We start from the raw sequence: 20,259 nt of genomic DNA, 5'->3' as shown, positions 1-20,259 counted from the left end.
GCTTATGAACACCGGGGTGGAGCTGCGGCACCTGCGCTATTTCCAGGCCGTCGCCGAGGAACTGCACTTCGGGCGCGCCGCGACCCGCCTGCACATCGCCCAGCCCGCCCTCACCCAGCAGATCCAGCGCCTGGAAACCCTGCTCGGCACCCGGCTCTTCGACCGCACCTCCCGCACCGTCGCCCTCACCCCGGCCGGGATCGTGCTGCGCGACCGCGCCGCCGCCCTGCTCGGCCACGCCGACCGCGACCTCGCCGAGGTGATCCGGATCGGCCAGGGCGGCCAGGGCACCCTGCACCTCGGTTTCGTCCCCTCGGTCCTGCCGCTCGAACCCCTGCGCGGCGTCCGCGAATTCCGTGAACGCTTCCCGCTCGTCCACGTCGAGCTGACCGAAGGGTTCACCAGCCACCTGATGGCCCGCCTGGCCTCCGGCACTCTCGACATGGCCATCGTCCGCGATCCCGACGACCAGCCCGGCACGGTCACCACCCCGCTCATCACCGAGCCGTTCGTGGCGGTCCTGCCCGCCGACCACCCCGACGCCGACCGCCCCACCCTGACCGGCGCCGAACTAGCCGACCATCCCTTGGTCTTCTTCCCCCGCGCGGCAGGTGAACTCGCCTACAAGAAGAACCTCACGCCGCTCCTGGAATCAGGCCGCCGACCCCACATCGTCCAGGAAGCCACGAACTGGACGATCATCCTTTACCTGGTAGCCGCGGGCCTCGGCATCACCATCGCCCCGCGCAGCGCCACCTTCACCGCACCGGACTCGGTCCGCATCATCCCCCTGACCGGCACCGAAGCCGCCACCACCATCTACACGGCGACCCGCGCCGGGGACGACCGGCCACTGGTCCACAATCTGCTCGCATTGCTTCCGAATCGCCCGGCCGCACCACGCGAATAGCCGTGGGCGCCACGCGCTTCCGGAAGCGAATCCGCCCGGCTCAGCGCGGTCGGTACACCGAGACCGTCACCGAAGCCGTCACCGCGACCGGATCGGGCAGCGCCGCAATCGCTTCGGCCCGGCCCTGGTCCCCGTGGAACGCCGACGGTCCCATCGCCACCACCCGCGCCACATCCTCGTGCGTGAGCGACATCGGATACTCGACGGCCTCGCGCCCGACGAGCTCGAAACGCTCCCCGAGGGATTCGGCGAGCCGATCCTCCTTGGCCGCGTCCACACTCACCATCCCCAAAGGCTCGATCAGCTCGCGCAGATGCCGGGAGGTCGGTGTCACCACCACGAACCGCCCGCCCGCGGCCAGCACGCGTGCCACCTCGTCGGCATTGCGTGGCGCGAACACCGACACCACCGCGCTCATCACCCCGTCGGGTACGGGCAGCCCGCGCCACGCGTCCGCCAGCACCGACCCCGCCCGTCCATGCGCCCGCGCCGCCCGCCGCGCCGCCGCCTTCGAGACATCCAGGGCGATGCCGCGTGCTGTGGGCAGCGCGTCCAGCACCGTGGCCACGTAGTAGCCGGTGCCCGCGCCGATCTCGAGGACCGCCAGGCCGTGATCGGCCGCTTCGGTCCGAACGGGCGTCGGCGATTCCGCCACCGGGTCCGGCCCCGGCCGGACTGGGCCGCCGACCGTGCTCTCAGTGGTGGGGGCCTCGGTGCGCCCGCCGCCCGCCGCGGCCGTGCCGGGGGACAGAAGCGTGGCGGCCAGTCGTGCCGCGGAGGCTGTGGCGACGGACATTCCGGGCGTGGTGATACCGGCGCGGGGTCGGCCGAGGCGGGGCGTCAGTTCTGTGCCGGATTCGCGTGGGTTGCGGAGGCTCGTCGTGGCCGCGGGGTCGTCTTCGCGGCGTGCGGCCGGTCGGGCGGCGGTGGGGGCAGCCGGGGGCGAGTCCGCTCCGAATATCGGGGTGTCGGCAGCGCGGCCGGGCAGGGGCGTCGCGATCGCGGCGGCCAGGGCGGCGGCGATCGGGGTGAAATGGCCGGCGGATTGGAAGGCGGCGCGGGCGTCGAGCATGGCCGGGGTGTCGCCGGTCATCTTGGTGGACGCGCCGGTGAGGAGGCTGACGTAGCCCTGTTTGGCCAGGTCGTAGCTGTGGCCGAGCCGGCAGCGCAGGGTTCGGGTCGGCGAGTCGTCGGCAGCCGGGTCGACGCCGACCGCCAGGGGGTGGCCGCACTGTGGGCAGGCCAGTAAGTCGGCGCAGGCCAGGAGCCGATCCGCGGGAGCGGGCTGGGCCGTGCCGATTATGGGGTTCTGTGTGTTGTCGTTCACCGCGATACCGGTAAGCCGGGGGCTCCGGGGAGGAGCCCCCGGGTTGGGCTCACCGGCAGCGATCAGCTAGTGACCTTGACGAGTTCGTCACCGAGCGCCGCGGCTTCATCCGGCGTGAGCTCGACGACCAGACGCCCGCCACCCTCGAGTGGAACCCGCATCACGATTCCACGCCCTTCCTTGGTTGCCTCGAGGGGACCGTCCCCGGTGCGGGGCTTCATGGCCGCCATCCTCTGCTCCCTCCAGATCTGCGCGGTCTGCTGCGCACTTTCATGGAACTCCAGTTGTCACCAACCAGGCAGCCCGCCGGTATGTGGCGGGCTACACCTTGCCCATTCTTCCCTATCGCGGATCGGGGCGGGTACCTGAGTTCCAAAAACCGACCGACGTGCCGTTCAGCGTGTCCCCACATTCACCCAGCAATCGGCGATGTGATCGTCTACCATCCCTGTCGCTTGCATGAGTGCGTACGCCGTGGTGGGTCCGACGAATTTGAACCCGCGCCGCTTGAGTTCTTTTGCGAGAGCGGTGGATTCGGGCGTGACAGCGGGCACATCGGACATTTTCCGAGGCCGCTTCCGCGGGGCCGGGGCAAAGCTCCAGAGCAGCGTGTCGAGACTCTCGTCGAGATCCCGGGCAACCCGCGCATTGTGCACGCTGGCCTCGATTTTGGCTCGATTGCGAACAATGCCCGGATCGGTCAGGAGGCGTTCCACATCGGCCTCCCCGAACCCCGCCACCCGCTCGATGGAGAAGTCCGCGAATGCCGCCCGGAACGCCGGCCGCTTGCGCAGAATCGTGATCCACGCCAGCCCCGATTGGAAGGCCTCCAGGCACACCCGTTCGAACAGCGCGTCATCGCCGTGCAGCGGGCGACCCCACTCCTGATCGTGGTAATCCCGGTACAGCTGCGACCCCTCCGACCAACCGCACCGAATTCGTCCGTCGGATTCCACGGGAACGGTCATCGAGTGGCCTCGGGGCCCGGCTCGGCGGGATCGGCGGTCAGCACTTCGGGAACTTCCCGTTCGCCGTCCGGGCGTGGCGTCTCCTCGGGCGCGGCCGCCGGGGCCGTCGCCCGCGCCAGCTGACCCTCGAGTTCGTCGATGCGGGCGGCCAGCCGGGTCAGCGCCCAGTCGACCTCGCCCGCCTTGTACCCCCGGAACACCTGCTGGAAGCGCAGCGCCCGCACATCGGTCCCGCTGATACCCGCCACGGGCAGCACGGTCACCGTGGTGCCCTCCGGCAGCGGCCCGAGCTCCTCGGACCGTCCGAAGATCGCACTGGCCACCAGGAACAGCAGGGCGGCGACCAGTCCGACGATCAGCACGTACAGCAGCATGGTGAGCATGCCCCGAGCTTAGGGGTCACCGTCGCGGGCGTCCGCCCACACCCCGGCGGAATTCGGCCGTCGAATTCCGCACTGCCCCTTCGCTACAGGTGGCGGGTGGTGTCGATGGACAGCGACATGCCCGCCAGGCCGCGGCGGCGGACCGAGAGCTTCTCGGCGATGTCGAGCAGCGCCTTGCCCGAGGGGCTCTCGGGCGCGCGCAGCACGATCGGGGTGCCCTCGTCGCCCGCCTCACGCAGCTGCTGCTCGATCGGGATCTGGCCCAGCAGCGGCACATTCGCGCCGATGGTGCGGGTCAGGTTGTCGGCCACGGTCTGACCGCCGCCCGAGCCGTACAGCTCCATGCGCGAGCCGTCCGGCAGATCCAGCCAGGACATGTTCTCGATGACGCCCGCGATCCGCTGCCGGGTCTGCAGGGCGATGCTGCCCGCGCGCTCGGCGACCTCGGCGGCGGCCAGCTGCGGGGTGGTGACGACCAGGATCTCGGCATTGGGGATCAGCTGGGCTAGCGAGATGGCCACGTCGCCGGTGCCCGGCGGCAGGTCCAGCAGCAGGATGTCGAGGTCGCCCCAGAAGACGTCGGCCAGGAACTGCTGCAGCGCGCGGTGCAGCATCGGGCCGCGCCACACCACGGGCGTGTTGCCCTCGGTGAACATGGAGATCGAGATGACCTTCACGTCGTGCGCGATGGGCGGCATGATCATCCGCTCGACCTGGGTGGGCCGCTGCTGGGTGCCCAGCATGCGCGGCACGCTGTGGCCGTAGATGTCGGCGTCGAGCACACCCACCGAGAGACCCTTCGCGGCCATGGCGGCGGCGAGATTCACGGTGACCGAGGACTTTCCGACGCCACCCTTACCGGAGGCGACCGCGTACACGCGGGTGAGCGATCCGGGCTGGGCGAACGGGATGACCGGCTCGGCGGCGTCGCCGCGCAGCTTGCGGCGCAGCTCGGTGCGCTGCTCGTCGTTCATCACGTCCAGGTCGACGCTGACGGCGCCGACTCCGGGCACGTCGTTGACGGCCTTCGTGACCCGTTCCTGGATGGCGGATTTCATCGGGCAGGCCGAGGTGGTCAGGTAGATCACGACCTTGACCGCGCCGTCCACGCCGACATCGACGCTCTTCACCATGCCCAGCTCGGTGATCGGTTTCCGGATCTCCGGGTCGTTCACCTTCGCGAGCGCGCCCCGCACATCCGATTCCGTAACCACTGGCATGGGCCCAAGTCTAGGACGCCGGTTTCGCGCCCCGATGCGGGGCACACTCATGTCAGATGCTGGTGGGTATCAGATGCGGGGGAGGGCGGCGGCCGCGGGAGAGATGCCGGAGCCGTACGCGGTCTCCCACGCCATCACGTTGGCGACGTAGGCCATCGAGTTGTTGTAGCGCAGGATGGCCCGGGTCTGCTGGCCCGGGTCACGCATGTCGAGGCCGCCCGAGCACAGGTACTTGCCCGCGGTGAGCGTGGCGTCGTAGATGTTCTGCGGATCGGCGATGCCGTCCCCGTTGCCGTCGGCCGCGTACTTGCGCCAGGTCTCGGGGAGGAACTGCATGGGCCCGACGGCGCGGCGGTAGCTGCCGGACAGGCCGTCCAGGTCGCCGCCGTCGGAGGTCTGGATGACGTTGTTGCCGTACAGGCTTCCGTCCAGCACCGGGCCGTAGATGGGCTGCAGCGGATTGCCGTCCTCGTCGACCTTGCCGCCGAAGCCGTGCGTGGATTCCACCCGGCCGATGCCGGCCAGCAGGTTCCACGGCATGTTGCAGGTCGGGTTCTCCACGGCCAGCACGCGTTCGGCGTTCTGGTAGGCGTCGTGGGCGATGCCGGGCATGCCGAGCGGTCCGGCGGCGCGGGCGGCGGGCACCCGGCCTTCGGGCAGGGCGACGGACTTGATCTCCGGCGGGCCCACGGGCGCAACCTGTTTGGCCTCGTGCAGGAGGGGTTCGGGGGCCGGGGCGGCGGGCGGGGCCGCCTCCGGCGCGGGTAGCTGTTCGTCGTCGCCGAACTGGTGCTGGAAGGTTGCCGCGAGCTTGTCGGTGAGGTGGCCATCACCCGCTCCGGTAACTGTGGCGAGCCCTGCGGGCACGAGCCCGGTCAATGCGATGACCGATCCACGACGAACTCTGGGGACCGGGGGTTTACGGTGACGACCCACTGTGTGGTGACCCTCCATTGCCATCGGTTGATACCGGGGAGATGCAACACAGGTCACGTTACCTCATCCGAGACCTTCTTGTTACACCTTCGTGATCAACTTTCAGGTTTTGAAGGAATGCCTAGTCAAACGCGAGTTCCGGAGCGACGCGCCGAAACTCGCGAATCACACCTTCGTTACGGAACCGGCGCGGGGGCCGGGGCCGGGAGCGGGATCGTGATGCCGAACGGCAGCGTGATACCGGGCGCCGGGGTGGTCGGATCGACGGCCTGCGGGGCGACGTCCGCGGGCTGCGGCGGCTGCGCCTCCGGCGTCGTGGACGGCGTCACCGTTTGCTGTTCCTGCGGTTGCTGAACACCCTGCTGCGGCTGATCCTGCGGCTTGTTCTCGGCCTGCTGCACCGGCGCGGTGCAGGTGGTGATGATGGGCTGATCCTTCGGCAACGGCTTGCCGTCGGGGCCCAGCTTCTGGTCGGCGGGCTGCGCGTCCTCCGGCTTCGCGCCATCCTCGGCGGGCGTGTCGGCGGGCTTCTGATCCGGCTGCGGGGCCGGAACCGCCACCTGTTCACAGGGATTGGCGGGCACGGCCGGGGTGGCCGGGCAGAAGATGCCGCACGGGATCGGCGGCAGGCCCGCGATGGTGATCATCACCTGGGTCGCGCCGGGTGTGGTGGTCACGACCGTCTGCTGGGTGCCCTCCGGCGCGGGTCCGGCCGGAATCGTGGTGGAGGCCACCGTGATGTCCGGGCCGTTGACCGGAACGTAGTTGTTGGGCACCAGATCCGGCGAGATGCTCACCTGCTGCGGCGCGCCGCCGGTCCGGTAGGCGTTGGCCCAGCTGAGCACATTGGCCGCGTAGGAGATCGAATTGTTGTAGCGCAGCACCGCCCGCAGCTGCTGCTGCGAGTCGGCCAGATCCAGGCCGCCCGAGCACAGGTACTTGCCGGCCGCCAGCGCGGCGTCGAAGACGTTGTTGGGATCGGGTGTGCCGCTGCCCTTTCCGTTGGCCGCGTACACCGACCAGGTGCTGGGCAGGAACTGCATGGGCCCGACGGCGCGCACGTACTTGCCGTCGGCGGCCTTGATGATCTCGTTGCCGGGCAGTGTCCCGTCCAGCGCCGGACCGTAGATCGGGGTGACCGTGGTGCCCGCGGCGTCGGTGCGGCCGTTGTTGGCGTGGTTGGACTCGATGCGGCCGATACCGGCCAGCAGGTACCACGGCAGATGGCAGTTGGGGTCCGAAGACTGCAGTGCCAGTTCGGCATTGCGGTAGGCGGCCAGCACGATCTCCGGGATGCCGAGCAGTCCGCCGCCCCCGGGCAGGGCGATGTCGCGCAGCGGGACGGTGCCGCCGAAGAGCGGCATGCCGTCCGCGGGCGGAGTCATTGCGCTGAGTTTGCGGGGCGCCTCCGGAGCCGCCGGAACCAGTCCGACGAGCCGATCCGACGGCGTGTCGACGGGTGTGTTCAGACTCGCGTTGTGCGCGGCGGAGGCCGCGAGCAACGCGTCCGGCGCGGCCTGCGGGGCGACGGAATGGACCGTCGTGTTGGTGGCGGAACCGGCGGTGACCAGGCCCGCTATCAACAGCGCAGACGCTGTCACCGGAGCAGAAATTCTCTTCGCCACCACACAATCCCCTCAGTCGTGCGGCCGGAGCCCCGTGGTGACACGTGTGCTGCGGCAGTGTCTGGGTCGGTCGCTCGGAACAACGTGATCCAGGTTACCCATGAGTCAGCTTGTTCGGTACAACTTCTGTGGTCAGTCGCCATCTTTCTGTGCCGAAATTGCGACCTCATTGGCCTTTCGCTCGGTACCCTTCTTTGCTTTCCGCGCCTGGACGATCTCCCCGTCGGCGGCCAGTTTCTCCAATCTGACCAGCGTTTCCTTGATGTCGTCCAGTTCCCTGCGCACGTAGTCGCGCGTGGCGACTTCACCCACGGCGAGTCGCAGGGCGGCCAGCTCCCTTGCCAGGAACTCGGTGTCGGCCTTCGTCTGGGCCGCTCGGGTCCGATCCTCCTCGAGCGAGACCCGGTCGCGGTTGTCCTGGCGGTTCTGCGCCAGCAGGATCAGCGGCGCGGCGTAGGCGGCCTGGGTGGAGAACGCGAGGTTCAGCAGGATGAACGGGTACGGGTCCCACTGCAGCCGCAGCGCGAACACGTTGAGCAGGATCCACACCGCCACGAGGACGGTCTGGATCACCAGATAGCGTCCGGTGCCCAGGAATCGGGCGATCCGCTCGCTGGTGACCGCGAGTGCCTCGGCGTCCCAGTCCAGGCCGCGGAAGCGATTCTCGAGGGGCGTCTCCAGGCGTTGGCGCGCACTGGATTTGTCGAGCCGTTCGCTCATGCGCGGCCTCCCGTCCCTTCGATCACGGGCATCCCGTGCACATCGTGATTGTCCTCGTCCTGCTCACGCCAGTCCTCGGGGAGCAGGTGGTCGAGCACGTCGTCGACGCTGACGGCGCCCAGGAGATGATTCTCCGCGTCCACCACCGGTCCGCACACCAGGTTGTAGGTGGCGAAATATCGGGTGACCGCGGTGAGCGGGGCATCGGGGCGCAGCTGCACCAGATCGGTGTCCACGATGCCGCCGACCAGGTTCGCCGGCGGTTCCCGCAGCAGTTGCTGGAAGTGGACGCAGCCCAGGTACCGGCCGGTCGGGGTGGCGGTGGGCGGGCGCACCACGAAGGCCATGGAGGCCAGCGCCGGGGTGAGTTCGGGATCTCGGATGCGGGCCAGCGCCTCGGCGACGGTGGTGGAGGCGGTCAGCACCACCGCGTCCGGGGTCATCAGACCGCCCGCGGTGTAGGGCGCGTGCTCGAGCAGGCGGCGGACCGGTTCGGAATCCTCCGGATCCATCAGCGCCAGCAGCGATTCCGCCTCGCCCGCGGGCAGCTCGCCCAGCAGGTCGGCCGCGTCGTCGGGGTCCATGGCCTCGAGCAGGTCGGCGGCGCGTTCCACACCGAGCTGCTCGAGCAGTTCCACCTGGTCGTTCTCGGGCAGCTCCTGGACCACGTCGGCGAGGCGTTCGTCGTCGAAGGCCGCGGACACCTCGATGCGGCGCTTCATGGGCAGTTCCCGCAGCATGTGCGCGACGTCGGCGGCCCGCATGCCCTCGAACTGTCCCAGCAGCTGGGTGACGTCCTGGCCGGGCATGTTCAGTTCGGTCTGGGTGAGCCCGCGCACCTGCGCCCAGTCGACCACGTGCACCGCGCCGCGGCGGCCGAAACCCACACCGAGGCGGCGGCGTTCGCGCACCGCGACCCGGGACACCACCCAGTCGCGGGTGCGGCCCTGCTCGATGCCGAGGTCGACCACCACCACGTCCACGCCCGCCAGATGCTCGAGCTCGGGGTCGGCGACACGCACGGTGGAGTCGAGAATCTGCGCGATGGCCAGCAGTTCGCCCGGCCGCTGCTCGAAGCGGCGCACACTGATGGTGCCGGTGGTGAGGGTGATCGAGCCCGGTTCGATGGCCTGCACCCGCAGCATGGGCACGAAAATCCGTTTCCGGGTGGGCAGTTCGACGATGACACCCAGCACCCGGGGCTGCTGACGGTCGTACCGTATCGAGATCACGATGTCACGGATGCGGCCGATAGACTCGCCGTCCGGTCCCAGTACCACCAAGCCCGCCAACCGGGCGGCGAAAACCTTCGTCGCTGCCATGTTTGATAAGGCTAGTGGGTCCAGCGCGTCGGAATCGCCGCGCCACGAGAAGGAGTGACCCATGACATCGCGTCGATCGGTGCTGGCCGTACCCGGCAGTAACCCGCGCATGATCGAGAAGGCCAAGGGGCTGGGCGCCGACGAGGTGTTCCTGGATCTCGAGGACGCGGTCGCGCCGGCGGCGAAGGCGGCCGCGCGGGCGAACATCGTGGCTGCTCTCAACTCCGGCGGCTGGGGTTCGCAGATCCGCGTGGTGCGGGTCAACGACTGGACCACCGAGTACACGTATGCCGATGTCATCACGGTGGTGGAGGGCGCGGGCTCCGAACTCGACGCCATCCTGCTGCCCAAGGTCACCGACGCCGGCCAGGTGCAGGCGCTGGACCTGCTGCTGACCCAGCTGGAGAAGGCCAACGGCCTGCCGGTCGGGCGGATCGGCATCGAACCGCAGATCGAGAACGCCCTGGGCCTGCGCAATATCGACGCCATCGCCACCGCGAGCCCGCGGGTACAGACCCTGGTGTTCGGCCCGGCCGACTTCATGGCCTCGATCAATATGCGCACCCTCGTGGTGGGCGAGCAGCCCGAGGGCTACGAGCCCGGCGACGCCTACCACCACATCTATATGACGATCCTGCTCGCGGCCCGCGCCCACGGCCTGCAGGCCATCGACGGCCCCTACCTGGCGGTCCGCGATATCGACGGCTTCCGCCGCAATGCCGCCCGCACGGCGGCCCTGGGATTCGACGGCAAGTGGGTGCTGCACCCGGATCAGATCACCGCGTGCAACGAGATCTTCAGCCCGCGCCAGGCCGACTACGACCGGGCCGAGGAGATCCTCGACGCGTACGCCTTCCACACCTCCGCCGAGGGCGGCGCGCGCGGCGCGGTCATGCTCGGGGACGAGATGATCGACGAGGCCAGCGCCAAGATGGCTCAGGTGATCGCTGATAAGGGCCGGGCCGCCGGAATGGCGCGGACCACGCGTTTCGAACCTGCGCCTGTCGGCACGAAATAGCATGATGGAGTCATGACGAATCCCATGGGGAATGCGAGCCGGGGCCGGCAGCCCGCCCTGCCGACGCCGCCGTCGGGCTGGCCGATCGGCTCCTACCCAACCTACGCGGAGGCGCAGCGGTCGGTCGACTATCTGGCCGACAACCAGTTCCCGGTGGAGGGCGTGACCATCGTCGGTGTCGACCTCATGCAGGTCGAGCGCGTGCTGTACCGGCTGACCTGGGGCAAAGTTATTGGCGGCGGCATGGTTTCGGGCGCCTGGCTGGGCCTGTTCCTGGGCTTGCTGCTGAGCATGTTCACCACCGGCGGCACCCTCGGTCCGCTGGTGGTCGGCCTGGTCGGCGGCATCATCTTCGGTCTCATCTCCGCGTCCATCCCGTACGCGGCGACCCGGGGCCAGCGCGACTTCGCCTCCACCATGCAGCTGGTGGCGGGCCGCTACGACGTGCTGTGCGATCCGAAGACCGCCGAGCAGGCGCGCGACATGCTCGCCAGACTGGCCATCTGAATCGATGGAGGTATTGGACAAGGTCCGGGCCGCGGTGCTCGGTCACTTCGGGGTGGAGTCCGCGGACGCGGCGTCGGTGACGTTCCTGGGTCTGGAGCCCATCGACATCCTGCGCATCCCGGACGGCGAGTTCGTGCACTACTCGACGCTGGGCGGCTCCCGGCATCCGATGACCGATCCGGCGGCGGCGCTCGCCGATCCCGTGCGGGGACCGCGCGCGGAGCTGGTGCTGACCCTGCGCGGCGGCGCGGGCGCCGGTTCGGGGCTGACCCGGACCCTCGGCGTGCTGGTGGCCGCGCCCGCGGTCGAAGGCGTTGTGCTGCAGGCGGACGCGCTGCTGGACCTGGGCGAGCCGATCTGGGCCAACGCGCCGTTCACGGCGGTCCTGCTGGGCGACAGCGAGATCCCGGAGGTGGTGTTGCCCGATCCCGCGGACCCGGTGCGCTTCCTGACGGTCGCGCCGATCACGGCGACCGAGGCGGCATGGGTGCGCATCCGCGGCGCGGCGGCCCTGCGCGACGCGTGGGCCGAGGCGGGCATCGACGTCCGCGACCCGGCCCGCCCGGCGGCGAGCCTCTGACGACTGCCGTTCCCGGCACCCGCCCCCACCTCCTCGTCGCCGTGCCCCGTCGACCGGTCGATGGGGCACGGGAATCCAAGAGGTTGCTCAAAGCCACTTGTTCCGATGGAAATTGACGTAGAGGATCCCGCAGAGGACGAGCATCACGGCTATCACGATCGGGTAGCCGTAATGGGATCGGAGCTCGGGCATGAAATCGAAATTCATGCCGTAGACGCCCGCGATCATGGTCGGCACCGCGGCCATGGCGGCGTACGCGGAGATCTTGCGCATGTCCATGTTCTGCTGGACGCTCACCTTGGCCAGCGCGGCATTGATGAGGGCGCTGAGGGATTCGTTGAAGTCGAGGATCTGCTCGGTGACCGCGGTGTGGTGGTCGGTGACGTCGCGCAGGTACCGGCGGATCTCCTTGGGCAGCGGCAGGGTGGTGTCGTGGGTGAGCACCTGCAGTGGCAACGCCAGCGGCTTCACCGCCCGGCGTAGTTCCACCACTTCGCGTTTGAGCTGGTAGATCGCCTCGATCTGAAGCTTGTTGGCGGGGGTGAACACCTCTTCCTCCATGGCGTCCACGTCTTCCTCGATGTCGGCGGTGACCGACACATAGGTGTCGACGACATGGTCGGCGACCGCGTGCAGCACCGCGCCGGGCCCGAGCGCGAGCTGGGCGGGGTCGGCTTCGAGGGCTTTGCGGACGCCGGCCAGTTGGCTGTGGTCGCCGTGCCGCACGGTGATGACGAAGCCGGGTCCGGTGAAGACCATGATCTCGCCGGTGTCCACGATCTCGGCGACGGTGTTGAGTTCGTGCTCGTGGTACTGCACGGTGCGCAGGACCAGGAACAGGATGTCGTCGTACCGTTCGAGTTTCGGGCGCTGGCGGGCGTGGACGGCGTCCTCGGCGGCCAGGGCGTGCAGGCCGAAGGTGTTCGCGACGTCGGTCATCATCTGCATGCTGGGTTCCCACAGCCCCAGCCAGACGAAGCCTTGGCCGCGCTCACGAACTTCGGCGAGGGCGTTGCGGTAGGTGCAGTGCTCCCACAGTCGTCGGCCGTCCACGTAGACCGCGCAGTCGACGATCTGGTTGTGCAGGGTGGGCTTGGCGGGATCCGGCTCGCCGGACCGTCCGGGCCAGTGAAACGAGGACAGCGGCGGGATCGAGGACACATCAACGATGCTAATCGTCCCGGGTCGGGGTGATCGTTTGCGCCGCAGGCAAGATAGGTGGGGTGCGCATCGATCTCCACACCCATTCCAACGCGTCCGACGGCACGGATACCCCGGCCGAACTGATCGCGAAGGCTGCCGCCGCCGGTCTCGACGTGGTGGCCCTCACCGACCATGACACCACCTCCGGCTGGGCCGAGGCCGTCGACGCCTTGCCGCCGGGTTTGACGCTGGTCCGGGGCATGGAGATGTCGTGTGTGGGGCTCGGCGAGGACGGTTACCCGGTGCCGGTGCACCTGCTGGCCTACCTGTTCGATCCGACCGACGAGTCCTTCGCGCAGGAGCGGGAGCGGTTGCGCGCCGAGCGGGTGGTGCGGTTGCGCGCCATGGCCGAGCAGATGGCCGCGGACGGCCTGCCCATCGATCCGGACGAAGTGATGGCCTCGGTGGGCCCGTCGGCGGGCCGCCCGCATCTGGCCCGGGCGCTGGTGGCCGCGGGCGTGGTGCCGACGGTGGACGCCGCCTTCCAGGATCTGCTGGCCCCGCACGGCCGGTACTACGTCGAGAAGGCCGACACGCCGTTGCGGCGGGCGGTCGAGATGGTGGCGTCGGCGGGCGGGGTGTCGGTGGTGGCGCATCCGCGCGCCCGCAAGCGGGGACGGCTGCTGGCGCTGGACCACATTCGTGAGCTGACCGAGTTCGGGCTGGGCGGTCTGGAGATCGACCACATCGATCACAACGAGGCCGACCGTGAGGTGCTGCGCGGGCTGGCCGCGGAGCTGGGGCTGCTGACCACCGGGTCCTCCGACTACCACGGCGCCAACAAGACCATTCGGCTCGGCGAATTCACCACCGACCCAACACAATTCGAGGAAATTGTGGGCAAAGCCAGTGGGGTTCCGGTGATCACCGCGTGAAGGTGTTCCGGGGTCTGAGCGGAATCGTCGCCGGGGGCACGGTGGTGCTGGCGGTCACGGTCGCCGGGGCCGCGAGCATCGGTGCTCGGCGCGGTTTTCCGGGCCCCGGAGCGGAGTCGGTGACATGGCATGTGGCCGCCGCACTCGCGGTTGTCGCCGCCCAGATTTATGCGGATAGACGTCAAGGTTTTGCCGCTTTTTTCGGATGCTTGGTTGTTTTCGGGATAGCGGGATATCTGCTGTGGGCGCAGTGGTGGAATTGAAATACGCATAACAGTTGCGGTGAGTTGAACTGTCGTCGAACATTTGTCGATATGACCGAATTCGACGCCGATGTGCTGGTGCTGGGAGGTGGCCCGGCCGGATGCTGGGCCGCCCTTGCCGCGGCCGCCGCGGGCGCGCGGGTATTGGTCGTCGACAAGGCCCGCTGTGGATCCAGCGGACCGACGGCGCGGGGCGGGGTCACCCTGTGGAACATCCCGTCGGGCGCGGCCCGCGAGGAAGCCGTGCGGCAGAACTTCGCGCACGGCGGCGGGCTGGGTGAACCGGACTGGATGTACCGGGTGCTGGAGGAGACACACCGGCGGGTCGGCCAGCTCGTGCACGGCGGCTTCCACTTCCAGGGCGAACACGCCGAGCGCCCGGCGCGGGTCTACCTCGACGGGGCGAAATATCTGGGCAGGCTGCGGCGCAGCATGGTGATCGCGGGGGTCCGCATCCTCGACCACCATCCGGCATTGCAGCTGATCACCGACAAGGACGGCGTGGTGTCCGGCGCGGCGGGCGTGGCGCTGCACGGTGAGTCGCCCAACTGGATCGTTCGCGCTCGCGCGGTGGTGCTGGCCACCGGAGGCTGCGCCTTCCTCTCCGGCGGCGCGGGCACCGACGTGGACACCGGGGACGGCCTGCTCATGGGCGCGGAGGCCGGGGCCGAACTGTCGGGCATGGAGTTCTCCAACGCGTATTCGCTGGCCCCGGTGGCCGATTCGTGGCCGTTCGGGGGGCGCCCGGTGTCGGCGGTGTTCGCCTCGGATCAGGTCATGCATTTCGCGACCCTGTACGACGAATCGCGGTCGGTGCTGTGGGGTCAGGGGTGTGGTTCGCGGGCACAGGCTTTCGCGGCCATCGCGGATGGCCGCCGGGTGTACGCCGCGCTGGACGAGCTGCCCGAGGCGGTTCGCGCGGAGCTGCTGCGGCTGGGCCCGAGCCCGACCGGTCAGGTGCCGATGGGCGCGGTGCTGGAGGGCACGGTGCGCGGCACGGGTGGATTGCGCCTGGTGGGACCGGATTGCGCCACCACCGTGGCGGGCCTCTATGGCGCGGGGGATGTCACCACCCGGGAGCCGATCACCGGCGCGGTCAGCGGTTTCGGCGGCCAGAACGGTGCGTGGTCCATTTCGTCCGGGGTGTGGGCGGGCGCCGGTGCGGCCGGTTTCGCGGAGTCCCGCCGCAAGCTGGGCAAGGCGCGGCCGGTGCCGGGTGTGGGTCTGGGGGACAAGTCCCGCCTGGATCCGCGCGCGGTGGTGGGGCTGGTTCAGGAGCACACGTTGCCCCTGCGGCGCAGCTACTGGCGGAGTGACGGCAGCCTGCGTGACAGCATCGGCGAACTGGATGGTCTGTGGCCGGGTGCGGAGTTGGCGCTGGGCGGAAAAGGTCCCGATCGGCTGTGGGCCAGGCAGGCCGCGGCGCTGCTCGCGGTGGCGCGTTGGACGAAATATTCGGCGCTCGCTCGAACCGAGACCCGGGGAATGCACCGGCGTACCGACCACCCCGGTGCGGGAATTGACTGGCGGGTACGGTTGCTCTCCGGCGGTCTCGAATCCGTGTGGGTACGACCGCAACCCGTGGTAGCCGAGGCGGCGCCGGCGTGAACCGGGCGGTAGGTTACTGATCGGTCGTGCAGCCCCCATGACAACCTCACAGCCGTCCCCGCGACCGGGTTGTGACAGTTCTCCGAGTTCGGGTTCCCACCAGCGAGTTTCCGTTCACCTGCGCGTGACGCGGCTGACTTACTCTTCAACGATGGTGAGGCGACGCGACGGACCCGGGGTCGATTTGGCACCCCGTCGCAGCGACTGGCAGAATGGGCCGATCCCGGCCGCAGCCACCGCCCGGCCCGGGACACTCGGTGATCACGAACTCCGACTCGCGGGTTCACCCGGGATCACCCCGACTGTCTCGTCCGGACACACCCCTCCGGTTCTCGCTCGACGATCTGTGCCGCCGTCGACCATTCCGTCACGGCGAAAAGATATATATGAGCACCGAAACCATAAAAACAGCTATTACCGAACGGTAACCGTCAAACGGTTGAGTCCGAACCGATCAGGAGTGAAAGCGTGTCACCCGTGACTGAAGCAGTGAATGCCACCGAGGCCCCCGCGTCCAATGGCGCGAACCTGTCCGACATCACCACGGAAGAAATTTTCGCCGGGCATCTTGGCGGCAAGCTTTCGGTCGAACTCACCGCACCGCTGGAGACCCAGCGGGATCTGTCCATCGCCTACACCCCGGGCGTCGCGAAGGTCTGCCTCGGCATCGCCGAGGACGAGTCCCTCGCCAAGACCTACACCTGGGCCGAGCGCCTGGTCGTGGTCGTCTCCGACGGCACCGCCGTGCTGGGTCTGGGCGACATCGGCCCGCGCGCGTCGCTGCCGGTGATGGAGGGCAAGGCGGCGCTGTTCAAGAAGTTCGCCGGGCTGGACTCGATCCCGCTCGTGCTGGACACCAAGGACCCCGACGAGATCGTCGAGACCCTGATCCGCCTGCGCCCCAGCTTCGGCGCGGTCAACCTGGAGGACATCTCCGCCCCGCGCTGCTTCGAGATCGAGAAGCGCGTCGTCGAGGCGCTGGACTGCCCGGTCATGCACGACGACCAGCACGGCACCGCCATCGTGGTGCTGGCCGGCCTCAAGGGCGCGGCCGCGGTGCAGGGCCGTGACATGTCCGGCATGAAGGTCGTGGTCTCGGGTGCGGGCGCCGCGGGCGTCGCGTGCACCGACATCCTGCTGGCCGCCAGCGTCTCCGACATCGTCGTGCTCGACTCCAAGGGCATCGTGAGCAAGGATCGCGGCGACCTGAACGAGTACAAGACCGCGCTGGCCGAGCGCACCAACCCGCGCAATGTGACCGGCGGTCCGGCCGAGGCGCTCGCGGGTGCGGACGTGTTCCTGGGTCTGTCGGCGGGCACCATCGCCGAGGAGCTCATCGCGTCCATGGCGCCGGAGTCCATCGTGTTCGCCATGTCGAACCCGAACCCGGAGATCCACCCCGACGTCGCCGCCAAGTACGCGTCCATCGTGGCCACCGGCCGCAGCGACTTCCCGAACCAGCTCAACAATGTGCTGGCCTTCCCGGGCGTCTTCAAGGGCGCGCTGGATGCCGGCGCCCGCCGCATCACCGAGGGCATGAAGGTGGCCGCGGCCGAGGCGATCTTCAATGTGGTCGCCGGTGAGCTGTCCGCGGACAAGATCATCCCGAGCCCGCTGGACCCGCGCGTGGCCCCGGCGGTCGCCGAGGCCGTGGGCAATGCCGCCCGCGCCGAGGGCGTCGCGTAATCGCACGCTGAACCGAGCCGGAAGGGGCGCTTCGTCATCGACGAGGCGCCCCTTTCGCGTTCGCGGGCGCGGGATTCGGTCGTCCCCCACACGGGGGAGGAGGGGTCCGGGCGGTACCGTGCGGCCATGGATGTGACCAGGTCACTGGCCCGGCAGTCGCTGCTGGTGGCCGCGGTGGCGGCCGTGCTGGACGGCGCGCAGATGGTGATGTGCGGCGGGTTCGGCCTGGCCCCGGTGGCGGCCACCGTGCTGACCGTGGCCACGGTGGTCGCGGATCTGGCGCTGGCGGCTCCGGCGGCGACGGCGGCCGCGGTGGCGGTGGCGCAGGTGGTGGTGAAGGTGTCGGTGGCGGTGTTCGCGCACCATTACGGGCTCACCGCCAGGGTTTTCGATGTCGGGTTCCTGGTGGCCGGGTATCAGGCGGGCGCGTGGCTGAGCGGGGTGGTGTCGGTGCTGACCGTGACGCTGCTGGCGGGCGGCGGGTTGTTGGTGAACGCGATGGCGGCGCTGGCGGGCACGAACAATCCTGTGCGGCTGGTGATCTCGGCGCTCGGGGCGGGGGTGGTGCCGTGGCTGGTGGGCCGGTACACGGCGGCGCGCGGGGCCTATATCGCGGAATTGGAGCAGCGGGAGCGGTTGCGGCGGCAGGAGCAGCGGGTGGCGCTGGATCGGGCGCTGGCCGATGAGCGGGAGGCGATCGCGCGGGATCTGCACGATGTCATCTCGCATCATGTGAGCGCGATCGGGATTCACGCCGGGGTGGCGCGAATGGCTTTGTCGCGCAGTGATTCCGAGTCGGCTTCCCGGTCGGTCAATGCGGTGGAGACCAGTAGCCGGGCGGCCATGGTGGATCTGCGGCGGCAGCTGGATCTGCTGCACGGCCGCGAGGACGACGGTGAGCGACAGCCCGGGCTGGCCGATATCGACGATCTGGTGCATCGGGTGCGGGATGCCGGATTGATTGTGCGCGTGACCGTCTCGGGGGATGCGCCGGTGCTGCCGGAGTCGCTGGACGTCATGCTGTATCGGGTCGTGCAGGAGATGCTGACCAACGCGCTGCGTCACGGTGGTGAGCGGGCCGAGGTCGAAATCGTCTATCGGCCCGGCTCGGTGGAGATCCGCGAGACCAATTCGATCACCGCCCGGGTGCCGGGTTCGGATGTGCATCGCGGTCTGGACGGCATCCGCCGCCGGGCCGAACTGTTCGACGGGACCGTGGTCCACGGTGCCGATTCCTCCGGAACCCGTTGGGATATCCGGGTTTCCGTCCCGATCGGAGTCGCATGAGCATCACGGTCCTGATCGCCGACGATCACGCGGTCTTCCGTTCCGGTCTGCGCGCGGTGGTGGACGCTCATCCCGATCTGGAGTGCGTGGCCGAGGTGGGGGACGGCCGCGCGGCCATCGAGGCGGCCGCGCGCACGCATCCCGATGTGGCGATTCTCGATGTCCGCATGCCCAAGCTGGACGGTTTGGCCGCGACCGAGGCGATCGTGGCCGCGGGTGGCACCCGGGTGCTGTTGCTCACCACGTACGACAGCGAGGCGAATCTGCATCGGGCGCTGTCGGCGGGCGCGAGCGGTTTCCTGCTGAAAAGTCTTCCCCCGGAAGAACTCGTGGCCGCGATCCGGGTCGCGGTGCGTGGGGACGCGGTCATCGACCCGTCCATGACGCGCAGGCTCGCAACGCGTTTCGCGGTCGGTATCGCGCCGCCGGTGGAGCCGCCCGAGTTGGCGCAGTTGACCGCCCGGGAGCGGGAGGTGTTGCTGTTGCTGGCCGATGCGCGCAGTAACGGCGAGATCGCGGCCGCGCTGGGTGTCGGTGAGGAGACGATCAAGACGCACGTGTCCCGGGTGCTCGCGAAACTCGGTGTGCGCGACCGTATTCAGGCGGTGGTGTTCGCGCACCAGCACGGACTCGGCCGGTAGCCGGCCGAGTCCGTGGCGGTGATCAGAATCCGAAGGACCCGGTGCTCGGCTTGGGCGTCGGGGTCGGGGTGGGGGTGGTGTCGTCGGCCACGGTGACCACCTTGGTGGTCGACGAGGCGGCCACGCCGGTGCGGCCGGAGAAGTTCGCGCCGATGGTGTACGAGCCCGCCGCGCCCGGGGTCCACACGATGGTGGCCTTGCCGTTCGCGTTGACCGGGATGTCGCCGAGGACCTGGTCGCCGGCCTTGAACTGGATGGTGCCGCCGGCGGCCGCCGGGGACACGGTGGCCTCCAGGGTGACCGGGGTGTTGATCTTGGCGCCGCTCACGTCGGTGAGGACGGTGGTCGACACGGCGTCACTGGACACGGTGAGGGCCGGGCCCTTGTCGGTGTAGTTGCCGGAGCCGAGGGAGCCGCTGTAGCTCATGGAGGTCGCCAGCGGGGTGTCGCGGGCGCAGTTGACGCCGACGGTGTACTGCACCTCGAAGGTCTGCGACTTCGGCGAGATGTTCGGGTACACAGGGTATTTCACGATGGAGAACGAGGCGCTGACCGCGTCCGGCGCCGAGGTGTCGATCGAGACCTGGTCGCCGCCCATCTTCGCCGAGCCCGCGACGGGGGTCAGGCAGGTCGGGTGCGCGTCCTTGATCGAGTAGATGTACTCCACCGGGATGCCGGTCCGCTCGAACTTCGTCGACACGGTCACGACCTCACCGGCGATCGGGTTGGTGTTGGACACCGTCCGGGTGAACTTGCTGTTCCCGTCGTTCCAGGTCACCGTCCCGGACGCGGCCGAGGCCATGCCAGGCATCGCCGCAACCGCGAACCCGGCCGCCACCGCGAACGCGGCCACCGACCCGGCCGCCCGCTGCATACTTCTGTCCACCATGTGTTTCTCCCACGCACCGGGCGCCCTCGACATCGTCATCAAGGCAGGATTCACCCGAGTTGGCGGAATTAGATCACGCCGTTTACTTTCACGGACCCAATTCCGAAATGAACCCATGTCAGATGGGTGGTGGGCATGCCGGCCCCGGTGTGGGGCCGACGCACAGCCCCTCCCTCTAGTGCTGGCTGTTCATGTAGGCGGAGCCGTTGGTCACGATGCCGAAGGCCTGGCTGAGCAGCGTGAAGAGGACACCTAGAACGCCCATGGTGATGTGTGTTCCTAACTTTGTTG

General features: G+C 69.1%; 21 protein-coding genes. 10 read left to right on the top strand and 11 right to left on the bottom strand.

The annotated features are described in order from the left end of the window. Nucleotides 1-4 precede the first annotated feature (4 nt). Nucleotides 5-910: a LysR family transcriptional regulator gene (locus ACWEOI_RS08385; protein ID WP_452359266.1), complete on the top strand. Its 906-nt coding sequence runs from the start codon at nucleotides 5-7 to the stop codon at nucleotides 908-910. Nucleotides 911-950: 40 nt separating this feature from the next. On the opposite strand, the gene ACWEOI_RS08380 is transcribed toward ACWEOI_RS08385, so the two are convergent. The 9 genes from ACWEOI_RS08380 to ACWEOI_RS08340 form a co-directional block, all read right to left on the bottom strand. Continuing rightward, nucleotides 951-2,237: a methyltransferase domain-containing protein gene (locus tag ACWEOI_RS08380; protein WP_452359265.1), complete on the bottom strand. Its 1,287-nt coding sequence runs from the start codon at nucleotides 2,235-2,237 to the stop codon at nucleotides 951-953. A 62-nt stretch (nucleotides 2,238-2,299) separates the two neighbouring features. Then, nucleotides 2,300-2,467 carry a DUF3117 domain-containing protein gene (locus tag ACWEOI_RS08375; RefSeq protein WP_083869218.1) on the bottom strand — a complete coding sequence of 56 codons (168 nt, stop codon included), beginning with the start codon at nucleotides 2,465-2,467 and terminating at the stop codon, nucleotides 2,300-2,302. Nucleotides 2,468-2,632: 165 nt separating this feature from the next. Next, nucleotides 2,633-3,205 carry a DNA-3-methyladenine glycosylase I gene (locus ACWEOI_RS08370; RefSeq protein WP_433668004.1) on the bottom strand — a complete coding sequence of 191 codons (573 nt, stop codon included), beginning with the start codon at nucleotides 3,203-3,205 and terminating at the stop codon, nucleotides 2,633-2,635. Further along, nucleotides 3,202-3,588, bottom strand: a complete 387-nt coding sequence (locus tag ACWEOI_RS08365; protein WP_379275568.1) for a DivIVA domain-containing protein — start codon at nucleotides 3,586-3,588, stop codon at nucleotides 3,202-3,204. The genes ACWEOI_RS08370 and ACWEOI_RS08365 overlap by 4 nt, the downstream gene beginning before the upstream one ends. An 83-nt stretch (nucleotides 3,589-3,671) precedes the next feature. Continuing rightward, nucleotides 3,672-4,808 (bottom strand): P-loop NTPase, encoded by a 1,137-nt coding sequence (locus tag ACWEOI_RS08360; RefSeq protein WP_433668003.1) that lies wholly within the window; start codon nucleotides 4,806-4,808, stop codon nucleotides 3,672-3,674. A 69-nt stretch (nucleotides 4,809-4,877) separates the two neighbouring features. Continuing rightward, a complete protein-coding gene (locus ACWEOI_RS08355; protein ID WP_433668001.1) occupies nucleotides 4,878-5,744 on the bottom strand; it encodes a lytic murein transglycosylase in 867 nt (288 codons plus the stop codon). Nucleotides 5,745-5,920: 176 nt separating this feature from the next. Beyond that, nucleotides 5,921-7,345: a lytic transglycosylase gene (locus ACWEOI_RS08350; protein ID WP_452359264.1), complete on the bottom strand. Its 1,425-nt coding sequence runs from the start codon at nucleotides 7,343-7,345 to the stop codon at nucleotides 5,921-5,923. A gap of 156 nt (nucleotides 7,346-7,501) precedes the next feature. Continuing rightward, nucleotides 7,502-8,089 (bottom strand): DUF1003 domain-containing protein, encoded by a 588-nt coding sequence (locus tag ACWEOI_RS08345; RefSeq protein ID WP_433667998.1) that lies wholly within the window; start codon nucleotides 8,087-8,089, stop codon nucleotides 7,502-7,504. Beyond that, nucleotides 8,086-9,411 (bottom strand): magnesium transporter MgtE N-terminal domain-containing protein, encoded by a 1,326-nt coding sequence (locus ACWEOI_RS08340; RefSeq protein WP_433667996.1) that lies wholly within the window; start codon nucleotides 9,409-9,411, stop codon nucleotides 8,086-8,088. The genes ACWEOI_RS08345 and ACWEOI_RS08340 overlap by 4 nt, the downstream gene beginning before the upstream one ends. Nucleotides 9,412-9,472: 61 nt before the next feature. Here ACWEOI_RS08340 and ACWEOI_RS08335 point away from each other — a divergent pair, with 61 nt between their 5' ends. Genes ACWEOI_RS08335 through ACWEOI_RS08325 form a run of 3 tightly spaced genes read left to right on the top strand, consistent with a single transcriptional unit; the run spans nucleotide 9,473 to nucleotide 11,516 of the window. Beyond that, on the top strand, nucleotides 9,473-10,429 hold the full coding sequence (locus ACWEOI_RS08335; RefSeq protein WP_357091393.1) for an HpcH/HpaI aldolase/citrate lyase family protein: 957 nt from the start codon (nucleotides 9,473-9,475) through the stop codon (nucleotides 10,427-10,429). 12 nt (nucleotides 10,430-10,441) lie between these two features. Next, nucleotides 10,442-10,936, top strand: a complete 495-nt coding sequence (locus ACWEOI_RS08330; protein WP_357091391.1) for a general stress protein — start codon at nucleotides 10,442-10,444, stop codon at nucleotides 10,934-10,936. A 4-nt stretch (nucleotides 10,937-10,940) separates the two neighbouring features. Beyond that, nucleotides 10,941-11,516, top strand: a complete 576-nt coding sequence (locus ACWEOI_RS08325; RefSeq protein WP_357283338.1) for a suppressor of fused domain protein — start codon at nucleotides 10,941-10,943, stop codon at nucleotides 11,514-11,516. Between the two features lie 87 nt (nucleotides 11,517-11,603). Here ACWEOI_RS08325 and corA read toward each other — a convergent pair whose 3' ends face one another. After that, a complete protein-coding gene (corA, locus tag ACWEOI_RS08320) occupies nucleotides 11,604-12,686 on the bottom strand; it encodes a magnesium/cobalt transporter CorA (protein WP_452359569.1) in 1,083 nt (360 codons plus the stop codon). A gap of 53 nt (nucleotides 12,687-12,739) precedes the next feature. On the opposite strand from corA, the gene ACWEOI_RS08315 reads away from it, so the two are divergent. The 6 genes from ACWEOI_RS08315 to ACWEOI_RS08290 all read left to right on the top strand — a co-directional run bounded on the left by ACWEOI_RS08315 (nucleotide 12,740) and on the right by ACWEOI_RS08290 (nucleotide 19,079). Continuing rightward, a complete protein-coding gene (locus ACWEOI_RS08315) occupies nucleotides 12,740-13,594 on the top strand; it encodes a PHP domain-containing protein (RefSeq protein WP_433667995.1) in 855 nt (284 codons plus the stop codon). Beyond that, the gene (locus ACWEOI_RS08310; protein WP_357091388.1) at nucleotides 13,591-13,857 is read left to right on the top strand and encodes a hypothetical protein; all 267 of its coding nucleotides are present in this window, start codon (nucleotides 13,591-13,593) and stop codon (nucleotides 13,855-13,857) included. The genes ACWEOI_RS08315 and ACWEOI_RS08310 overlap by 4 nt, the downstream gene beginning before the upstream one ends. Before the next feature lie 51 nt (nucleotides 13,858-13,908). After that, nucleotides 13,909-15,465, top strand: a complete 1,557-nt coding sequence (locus ACWEOI_RS08305) for an FAD-binding protein (RefSeq protein ID WP_433667993.1) — start codon at nucleotides 13,909-13,911, stop codon at nucleotides 15,463-15,465. A gap of 468 nt (nucleotides 15,466-15,933) precedes the next feature. Beyond that, nucleotides 15,934-17,151 (top strand): NAD(P)-dependent malic enzyme, encoded by a 1,218-nt coding sequence (locus ACWEOI_RS08300; RefSeq protein WP_452359263.1) that lies wholly within the window; start codon nucleotides 15,934-15,936, stop codon nucleotides 17,149-17,151. A gap of 126 nt (nucleotides 17,152-17,277) precedes the next feature. Then, nucleotides 17,278-18,438, top strand: coding sequence for a sensor histidine kinase (locus ACWEOI_RS08295; protein ID WP_452359262.1), 1,161 nt, complete (start codon nucleotides 17,278-17,280; stop codon nucleotides 18,436-18,438). Continuing rightward, nucleotides 18,435-19,079, top strand: coding sequence for a response regulator (locus tag ACWEOI_RS08290; RefSeq protein WP_433667988.1), 645 nt, complete (start codon nucleotides 18,435-18,437; stop codon nucleotides 19,077-19,079). Before ACWEOI_RS08295 ends, ACWEOI_RS08290 begins: the two co-directional genes overlap by 4 nt. 22 nt (nucleotides 19,080-19,101) lie before the next feature. On the opposite strand, the gene ACWEOI_RS08285 is transcribed toward ACWEOI_RS08290, so the two are convergent. Beyond that, nucleotides 19,102-19,968 carry an Ig-like domain-containing protein gene (locus tag ACWEOI_RS08285; protein WP_433667987.1) on the bottom strand — a complete coding sequence of 289 codons (867 nt, stop codon included), beginning with the start codon at nucleotides 19,966-19,968 and terminating at the stop codon, nucleotides 19,102-19,104. Nucleotides 19,969-20,259 lie beyond the last annotated feature (291 nt).

This window comes from Nocardia sp. NPDC004340, from assembly GCF_053602575.1.
This window is presented reverse-complemented; position numbering and strand designations above follow the sequence as displayed.

What these genes read in the sequence shown, in the direction of transcription:
- ACWEOI_RS08385 (WP_452359266.1), top strand. Translation starts at nt 5, where the DNA reads ATGAACACCGGGGTGGAGCTGCGGCACCTGCGCTATTTCCAGGCCGTC.
- ACWEOI_RS08375 (WP_083869218.1), bottom strand. Translation starts at nt 2,467, where the DNA reads ATGGCGGCCATGAAGCCCCGCACCGGGGACGGTCCCCTCGAGGCAACC.
- ACWEOI_RS08370 (WP_433668004.1), bottom strand. Translation starts at nt 3,205, where the DNA reads ATGACCGTTCCCGTGGAATCCGACGGACGAATTCGGTGCGGTTGGTCG.
- ACWEOI_RS08365 (WP_379275568.1), bottom strand. Translation starts at nt 3,588, where the DNA reads ATGCTCACCATGCTGCTGTACGTGCTGATCGTCGGACTGGTCGCCGCC.
- ACWEOI_RS08360 (WP_433668003.1), bottom strand. Translation starts at nt 4,808, where the DNA reads ATGCCAGTGGTTACGGAATCGGATGTGCGGGGCGCGCTCGCGAAGGTG.
- ACWEOI_RS08345 (WP_433667998.1), bottom strand. Translation starts at nt 8,089, where the DNA reads ATGAGCGAACGGCTCGACAAATCCAGTGCGCGCCAACGCCTGGAGACG.
- ACWEOI_RS08340 (WP_433667996.1), bottom strand. Translation starts at nt 9,411, where the DNA reads ATGGCAGCGACGAAGGTTTTCGCCGCCCGGTTGGCGGGCTTGGTGGTA.
- ACWEOI_RS08335 (WP_357091393.1), top strand. Translation starts at nt 9,473, where the DNA reads ATGACATCGCGTCGATCGGTGCTGGCCGTACCCGGCAGTAACCCGCGC.
- ACWEOI_RS08330 (WP_357091391.1), top strand. Translation starts at nt 10,442, where the DNA reads ATGACGAATCCCATGGGGAATGCGAGCCGGGGCCGGCAGCCCGCCCTG.
- ACWEOI_RS08325 (WP_357283338.1), top strand. Translation starts at nt 10,941, where the DNA reads ATGGAGGTATTGGACAAGGTCCGGGCCGCGGTGCTCGGTCACTTCGGG.
- ACWEOI_RS08305 (WP_433667993.1), top strand. Translation starts at nt 13,909, where the DNA reads ATGACCGAATTCGACGCCGATGTGCTGGTGCTGGGAGGTGGCCCGGCC.
- ACWEOI_RS08295 (WP_452359262.1), top strand. Translation starts at nt 17,278, where the DNA reads ATGGATGTGACCAGGTCACTGGCCCGGCAGTCGCTGCTGGTGGCCGCG.
- ACWEOI_RS08290 (WP_433667988.1), top strand. Translation starts at nt 18,435, where the DNA reads ATGAGCATCACGGTCCTGATCGCCGACGATCACGCGGTCTTCCGTTCC.
- ACWEOI_RS08285 (WP_433667987.1), bottom strand. Translation starts at nt 19,968, where the DNA reads ATGGTGGACAGAAGTATGCAGCGGGCGGCCGGGTCGGTGGCCGCGTTC.